Annotated in this window: 7 protein-coding genes; 1 reads left to right on the plus strand and 6 read right to left on the minus strand. The window is 65.8% G+C overall.

Features of this window, described 5'->3' with window-relative positions:
- The 4 genes from ACWDTP_RS36260 to ACWDTP_RS36275 form a co-directional block, all read right to left on the minus strand.
- The coding region (locus ACWDTP_RS36260) for an aminotransferase class V-fold PLP-dependent enzyme (RefSeq protein ID WP_450028042.1) at nucleotides 1-1,360 on the minus strand (1,360 nt) is incomplete at its 3' end.
- Nucleotides 1,357-2,124: an amino acid ABC transporter ATP-binding protein gene (locus ACWDTP_RS36265; protein WP_450028043.1), complete on the minus strand. Its 768-nt coding sequence runs from the start codon at nucleotides 2,122-2,124 to the stop codon at nucleotides 1,357-1,359. The genes ACWDTP_RS36260 and ACWDTP_RS36265, both read right to left, overlap by 4 nt.
- A complete protein-coding gene (locus ACWDTP_RS36270) occupies nucleotides 2,117-3,025 on the minus strand; it encodes an amino acid ABC transporter permease (protein ID WP_450028044.1) in 909 nt (302 codons plus the stop codon). Before ACWDTP_RS36270 ends, ACWDTP_RS36265 begins: the two co-directional genes overlap by 8 nt.
- Complete coding sequence (locus ACWDTP_RS36275; RefSeq protein WP_450028045.1) at nucleotides 3,015-3,977, minus strand: ABC transporter substrate-binding protein; 963 nt, start codon at nucleotides 3,975-3,977, stop codon at nucleotides 3,015-3,017. Before ACWDTP_RS36275 ends, ACWDTP_RS36270 begins: the two co-directional genes overlap by 11 nt.
- A gap of 511 nt (nucleotides 3,978-4,488) precedes the next feature.
- On the opposite strand from ACWDTP_RS36275, the gene ACWDTP_RS36280 reads away from it, so the two are divergent.
- Nucleotides 4,489-5,184, plus strand: coding sequence for an alpha/beta fold hydrolase (locus ACWDTP_RS36280; protein WP_450028048.1), 696 nt, complete (start codon nucleotides 4,489-4,491; stop codon nucleotides 5,182-5,184).
- 115 nt (nucleotides 5,185-5,299) lie between these two features.
- Here the strand turns inward: ACWDTP_RS36280 and ACWDTP_RS36285 are convergent, their stop codons facing one another.
- Nucleotides 5,300-6,358: an amidohydrolase family protein gene (locus ACWDTP_RS36285; protein ID WP_450028046.1), complete on the minus strand. Its 1,059-nt coding sequence runs from the start codon at nucleotides 6,356-6,358 to the stop codon at nucleotides 5,300-5,302.
- Nucleotides 6,355-6,905: FAD-dependent oxidoreductase (locus tag ACWDTP_RS36290; protein WP_450028047.1), on the minus strand; the 551-nt coding region annotated here is incomplete at its 5' end. The genes ACWDTP_RS36285 and ACWDTP_RS36290, both read right to left, overlap by 4 nt.

The raw sequence follows: 6,905 nt of genomic DNA on the forward strand, positions 1-6,905 counted from the left end.
TGATGAGGTCTTGGGTGGTCCCCCTCCGGATCAGTCCGAGCAGCAGGTCGGTCATCGGACCACCGACGGTGCGGTGGGTGAGGTCGCCCGCGATGGCGGCGATCGAGTCCGGCAACTTCGACAGGTCGTGCAGCAGGACCTCGTTGCCCGGGCCGAGCATGGCCGCCAAGCCGTGGACGGCCGGCACCAGCGACACCAGCAGGTCGTGGGTGGCGCCGCCCGAGGGGACGGCAACCGGCGCGGCTTCCGGACGTCTCGGCTGGGTCAGCGCGAGCAGGGCCGCCCCCAGCCGGTCGACGGTCTCCGACGTGGTACTCACGTGGGGCGAGAGCCGAATGTGTTCGGGCCGAACGGTTGCCGCGATACCCGCCGCGGTCAGGGCGGCACCGATCTGCTCGGGAGGATACTCCGGCAGGGTGAACGCCACGATGCCCGCGCGCCGCTCGCGGGCGGACACGATCTCCGCGCCCCGCGACAGCAGGACCTCCTCGAGCTCGGTCACCCGGTCGGCGACATGGGCGGCGATGGCACCGACGCCGGTCTCCTCGACCAACTCCAGCGCCGCGGCGAAGGCCCCGGAGGTCACCGGGCTGAGATTGGAGATCGACCAGGCCGCCGCCGTGGCGTCGGCGGGGTGGATCTCGTCGTCGAACAGACCGGGGTCGCGCGCGCCCGTCCAGCCCGACAGGATCGGATCCATGCGCTCCAGGGCGCGGTCCGACAGCACCGCGAAACCCGTTCCCCATCCTGCGCGTAACCACTTCTGGCCACCGACGACCAGGATGTCGGCCACCTCCCACGGGGCGTCGATCACGCCGAAGCCCTGGATGCCGTCGACGACGAGGATCCGGTCGCCGACGACGTCGCGCAGCGCCGCGAGATCGGCCCGGTACCCGGTGCGGTAGTCGACGGCGCTGACCGAGACGATCGTGACGTCCTCGGTGAGGGCGTCGGCGATACGGTCGGCGGTGACGTAGCCGCCGGGCAGACGCCGGACCGTCAACCGCCCCGCCTGTTCGGCGCGGGCCCACGGGTAGGTGTTGGCCGGGAATTCGGCGGCCGACACCAGTACCGTGCCGCCCGTCGCGTTGAATGCGGCCTGCATCAAGCCGAGACTGGTATGTGGTTGCAGCACAACATGATCGACGTCGCTTCGGCACAGCCGGGCCGCGGCCGCCTTCGCGCGGGTCTCCTCGCGCATCAACTCGTCGACGGTGGCCGGTCCAGCGTGCGTCGCCTTCTCCAACAGCCGGGCGGTGGCGTCCAGCACGGCATGCGACGGTGGTCCGAAGCGGGCGAAGTCGAGGTATCCGGCAGGCTCGGAGAACTGCAGTAGGTAGCGCGGCGAGATCGGCGTCATGTGAGCACCCGGGCCAGGAACTGGCGTGTGCGTTCGTGTTCGGGCGCCTTCAGGATGCGTTCTGGCGGTCCGGTCTCCACGACCGCACCGTCGGCCATGAAGACGACGTCGTCGGCCGCCTCGGCGGCGAACGCGATTTCGTGGGTGACGACGACCATCGTCATACCGTCGGCGGCCAGCGCGTTCATCACGGCGAGCACCTCACCGACGAGCTCGGGATCCAATGCCGAGGTCGGCTCGTCGAACAGCATCAGCTTCGGCTTCATCGCCAGGGACCGGGCGATGGCGACGCGCTGCTGCTGCCCGCCGGACAGCTGCGCCGGATAGGCGGCACCGCGTTGGCCGAGCCCGACCCGGTCAAGCAGTTCGAGGCCCTCTTTGCGGGCGATGTCGGGATCGGTGCCCAGCACCCGGATCGGGCCTTCGATGACGTTCTCCAGCGCGGTGCGGTGGCCGAACAGGTTGAACCGCTGGAACACCATCCCGATGTGCCGCCGCTGCTTGGCGACGTCACGTTCCCGGAGCTCATAGAGCTTGCCGTTGCGCAACTGGAACCCGATCGGCTCGCCGTCCACCCACACCTCGCCCTCGTCGATGGGCTCCAGGTGGTTGAGGCAGCGAAGGAAGGTGCTTTTGCCTGCACCCGACGGACCGAGCAGGCACACCACCTGACCGCGATGCACCTCGATGTCGACACCTCGCAGGACTTCGTTGTGGCCGTAGCTCTTTCGCACGCCGACGGCCCGCAGCAATGGTTCAGACACGGGCGCCCCTCGTCAACGGGATGGCTCGCAGCGCCTTGGCGGTTCGGGCGGCGACGCTGCGCTCGGCGGTACCGAAAGTGCGCTCCAGGTAGTGCTGCCCGACGCCGGCGATCGTCACCACCACCATGTACCAGATCGCCGCGGCGAACAGGGTTTCCATCACCAGCAGGTTGTGGGAGGAGATGTTGTTGGAGGCGTGCAGCAATTCGGTCACGCCGATCACCGACGCGATGGAGGTGCCCTTGAGCATGTCGATGAAGTCGTTGCCGGTCGGCGGGATGATCACCCGCATGGCCTGGGGGAGCACCACCCGGCGCAGGGTGAGGCTCGGGGACATGCCGATTGACTTGGCCGCCTCGGTTTGTCCCGCGTCGACACTGTTCAAGCCGGCCCGCACGATCTCGGCCATATACGCGCTTTCGTTGAGCGCCAGGCCGAGTAGTGCCGCGGTGAACGCGCTGACGAGAACGTTGGTGGGCTCGTTGAGCAGATATCCGGCGAAGGGCAGCGGGATGGCGATGGTCGGAATGACGAGCGCCAAGTTGTACCAGATGAGGATCTGCAGCAGGACGGGCAGACCGCGGAACAGCCAGATGTAGGCCGAGGCGAACCACCGGGCAACGGGATTGGCGCTGCGGCGCAGCAGGGCGATGATGATCCCGAGCGCGATGGCGACAGTCTGCGCGATGACCGCGAGCAGCACGGTGTTCAACAGTCCCACCAGCATTACCCGGTACACCACGAAGCCGGGCACCGAGGACCAGTCGATCTGCGCCTGGGACAGCGCCCCGAATGCAGCGACGAGAAGCGCCAGAATGACGACACCACTCACCCACCGCCCCCAGTGCCGGAGCCGGACGATCTCCAGCGGTGCCGGGCGGGCGGCGGCCTCAGGCACCATTGACCGCGGACTCCTTCAACGCGCCCTGCTCGACCCCCCAGCTCTGCAGGATCTTGAGGTATGTTCCGTCGGCCATCAGTTCGCCCAACGCCTTGTTGACCGAATCACGCAGGGCGACATCGTCCTTGGCAAACCCGATACCGTAGGGGCCACCGTCGATGGGTTCACCCGGGACGACCTCGAAGACCTTTCCGTCGCCGGCGGTGCGCGAGATGTAGGCGGCGCTGGGGAGGTCGTTGAGAATCGCGGAAACCCGGCCGGTGCGGAGCTGATTCTGGTTCTGGGTGTCGCTGTCGGTAGCCGTCACGGTGACGGCGGGCTTGCCCTGCTTGACGCACGTTTCGCTCTGAGCGGCCGCGAAGCGTTGGTGGCTGGTGCCCTGGACGACGGCAACGTTCTTGCCGCACAGGCTGTCTGCTCCGGTGCTGCTCTGCGGGTTGCCCTTCTGCACCATGATGGTGATACCGGAGGAGAAGTAGTCGACGAAGTCGATCTGCTGTTGACGTTCCTTGGTGTCGTTCATTCCGGCCATCGTCATGTCGATGCGTCCAGACTGCAGGCTGGTGATCAGCGAACCGAAAGCCATGTCTTGGTGGGCCGTTTCCACGCCGAGCTTCCTGCCGATGGCCTTCGCGAGATCGACCTCGAAACCGATGGGCGTCTGGCCGTCTTCGCCGTAGAAGTTGTTCGGCGCCGACTGGATGTTGGAGCCGACCTGGATGGTCTTGGACTTCGCGACCGTGGGAGGGAGTCCAGCGGTGAGCGCCTGGTCCGGCTGTACGGCGGCGATGAGTCCGGCGTTGTCGGGTATCGCCGCCGTCTGGGTGCCGCCGGCAGCCGATGATTCGGTCGCGTCGCCACCGACTCCGTTGCCGCAGGCGGTGACGCCCGCGGCGAGAGCTCCGACGAGCAGCAGGGATAACCGGACACGGACCGGCAGCGGTGAGCGCAACGTGACCTCCAAGGTGTGACGCGGACGACGCTACAACAATTTGTTGAGTAATACTCAACAAATTGTTGAAGACTCCATCCATGACTCCTTCGGTGGTTTGCACTGCACGCCTGCCCTGACCGAAGAAGTGACCACTATGCTCGCTGATCAGGTTTCCCATCGCAGGGGCTGCCGGCGCATATCCGGGCAGTTGGAGGGAATGCAGCGGATGACGACACCGGCCCAGCCACTGACGAGGGCCGCCGCTGACCCCGCTTTCGCGCCAGGTTTGGTGGCCTTCCAGCCGATCGAGGCTACATACGCCGTAGCCTTGGCGTATAGGGGACATGTCGGCGCAGATCGTTGGGTTTGGTTCAGCATGGTCACAGCGGTTTCGTGAGCAGCGCGCGGTGTGGTGTGGCTGGCTGAGGCTTCAGCGATTACAAGATTGGGCCACCGCGTGAGCCACCAAAACGCCCGTCCGCTCCCGGAGGTGGTTGTCGACGACGCCGGAGAGCGTGACAGAGCTCCGGTGTTGTTGCTCCACGGAGGTGGAGTTGCCGGCTGGATGTGGCGACCGCTGATCGAGGAGATGGGACCCGGATACCGATTCCTGGTTCCGGATCTGCCGGGACACGACCGCAGCGCCCAGATGGATTACCGGTCGCACGATCAGACAGTTGATGCGCTCGCGCAGATCCTTGAGCGCTGTGAGAACCGGCCGGTCGCGGTCATCGGTTTCTCACTAGGCGCGCAACTCGCCGTGCTCCTTGCAGTTCGTCGTCCCGACCTGGTCACGAAGGTCGGCATCATCAGCGCCCAAGCCAAACCGTCGCGATGGCCCTGGGCGACCCTCGCAGTGCTCCGACTGGCGGCACCGCTCGCGAAAAGCGAATGGTTCGGCCGGGCGCAGGCGAAGGCACTCTTCGTCCCGTCAGCACTGTTCCCTGACTATTTTCGAACGGTCCAGCGGCTCTCGACGCGCACACTTCTTACGTCGGTGGGTGAAAACATACGGTTCACGGTGCCACCCGAATGGGCCTTATTCGCCGGGAAGGCCCTGGTTTTGGTGGGCGAGCGGGAACGGGTGGTCATGGCGGAGTCGGCCCGCCTTCTGACACGTGACCGAGACGACGCTGGCTTCGAAACCATTGTCGGGTGCGGTCATGGCGCGCCGCTGCAGAAGCCGCGCTGGTTGGCGGCCCGGCTCGGTGCGTGGCTCACCTGATCGTCCGTCACCCCTGCGTATCAGGGTCGCCCCGCAGGATGGGGACTGCCGGCCCACGCCGATATCGGGGCGTTGGCACCCGCGATATCGACTCTCGCCAACATGTTTCGCTGTGTCAGCGGGGAATCACAGCTGCGCTGGCCGGGTCGAGTCGGTAGACCTCTTGGGCGGTGGAGTGGAACAGATGGCGTTGCTCGGTAAGTGTGAGGGGCGCGGCGAGTTTGGCGAAGGCATTCCACAGCACGCGGTAGCTGAACATGCCTTTGTCGACGGGGAAGTTGCTGGCGAGCATGCAGCGTGAGGGGCCGAACAGGTCCACACAGGTCTTGAAGAACGGAGCAATTGCTCGCGAGAGCTCATCGGATGTCGGTGGAGTGTCGTTGTTGTCGAATCCGAAACCGAAGACCCGCAATCCGGCTCCCGAAAGCTTGAGGAACACGTTGGGATAAGCGGCCAGGGCCGTCATATCGGCGAGCCAATCCTGGTACACGGTGTCGCGGATACCGGCGTAGGGTCCGGTGCCCAGCGGGCCGCCGAAGTGGTCGATCACGATAGCGGTGTCGGGGCATGCGGCCGCCAGCTCTCGCACTTCGGCGAGTTGGGTGTGGAATGCCCAGACATCTAGTGTGAGACCGCGCTGTCCGAGAACCCGGGATCCCTGAATGAAGTTGTTGTCGCGCAGCCGTTCTGGGCCTGAGGGGCGCGGAGAGCTGATGACGCGGGGATCTGGGTGCCACGCTGTCTGATTGCGCACCCCGCGCAAACGGCCATCGGCTTCATTCTCGAGGATATCGAGTACCCGGCCGACGTTGTGCCCCAACGTCAGATCAGCTCCTGCCACAACGGCCTCGCAGATGCGCGGGCCATCTGGCCGTCGCCGGCGCGTCTCTTCGGCGACGGCGCGGGTGAAGCGCACCTCGCCGACGGGTCTGAGTTCTTCGGGGCCGTCCGTCAGGTAGTACGACTTACACTGTGCGTACACGGTCGCGGCGACCGTCGGCACCGTGTCGATGTCCGCAAGGTATTCGTCGAGCAGGAATGTACTGTCTGGACGATCCCACAGGTGATGGTGCGCATCGACGATGGCGATCTGCGGGACAGCCGGCGGTTCGTCGACCAGGGCCAGCCAATCGGGGCGGATCGGGGCGTGTACGCCGCGATTTCGGCTGGTCAATCGTTTGCCGTCCGATGTCTGCGTTCTGGATGATCCGGTCGTGGGTTCCGGTCTTGGTCGAACAGTTGTCGGGCGAGCATCTCGCCGATCGGCAGGGCAGATGTCGCTGCCGGCGACGGAGCATTCAGGACGTGGATGGTGCGCGCCGTCGTTTCGAGCAGGAAGTCGTGCACCAGTGTCCCGTCCCTGCGTACCGCCTGGGCACGGATGCCGGCCTCATGGGGGAGGAGATCTTCGAGGCCGAGATCGGGACAGTACTTACGGCATTCGGCGAGGTAGCCACGTTTGAAGAAGGAGTTCTTCATCTCGTGGACGCCTGTCCGTAGGTGGGTTCGGGCGACCTTCCACAGACCGGGGAACCGCGCGAACTCCGCAACGTCTCGTAGGTCGATGCTGTGCTTTGCGTACTTCTCGCGGGCGAAGCCGAGTACAGCGTTGGGGCCCACGGTGAGTCCGCCGCCGATGGTGGGGCTGAGGTGTACTCCGAGGAACGGCAGGTCGGGGTCGGGGATCGGATAGATCAGGTGATTCACCAACTCGTTCCTGG

This window comes from Mycobacterium sp. NPDC003449, assembly GCF_053588415.1.

Bases quoted from the DNA above. Each gene is read 5' to 3' on its own strand.
- ACWDTP_RS36270 (WP_450028044.1), bottom strand. From the start codon at position 3,025: ATGGTGCCTGAGGCCGCCGCCCGCCCGGCACCGCTGGAGATCGTCCGG.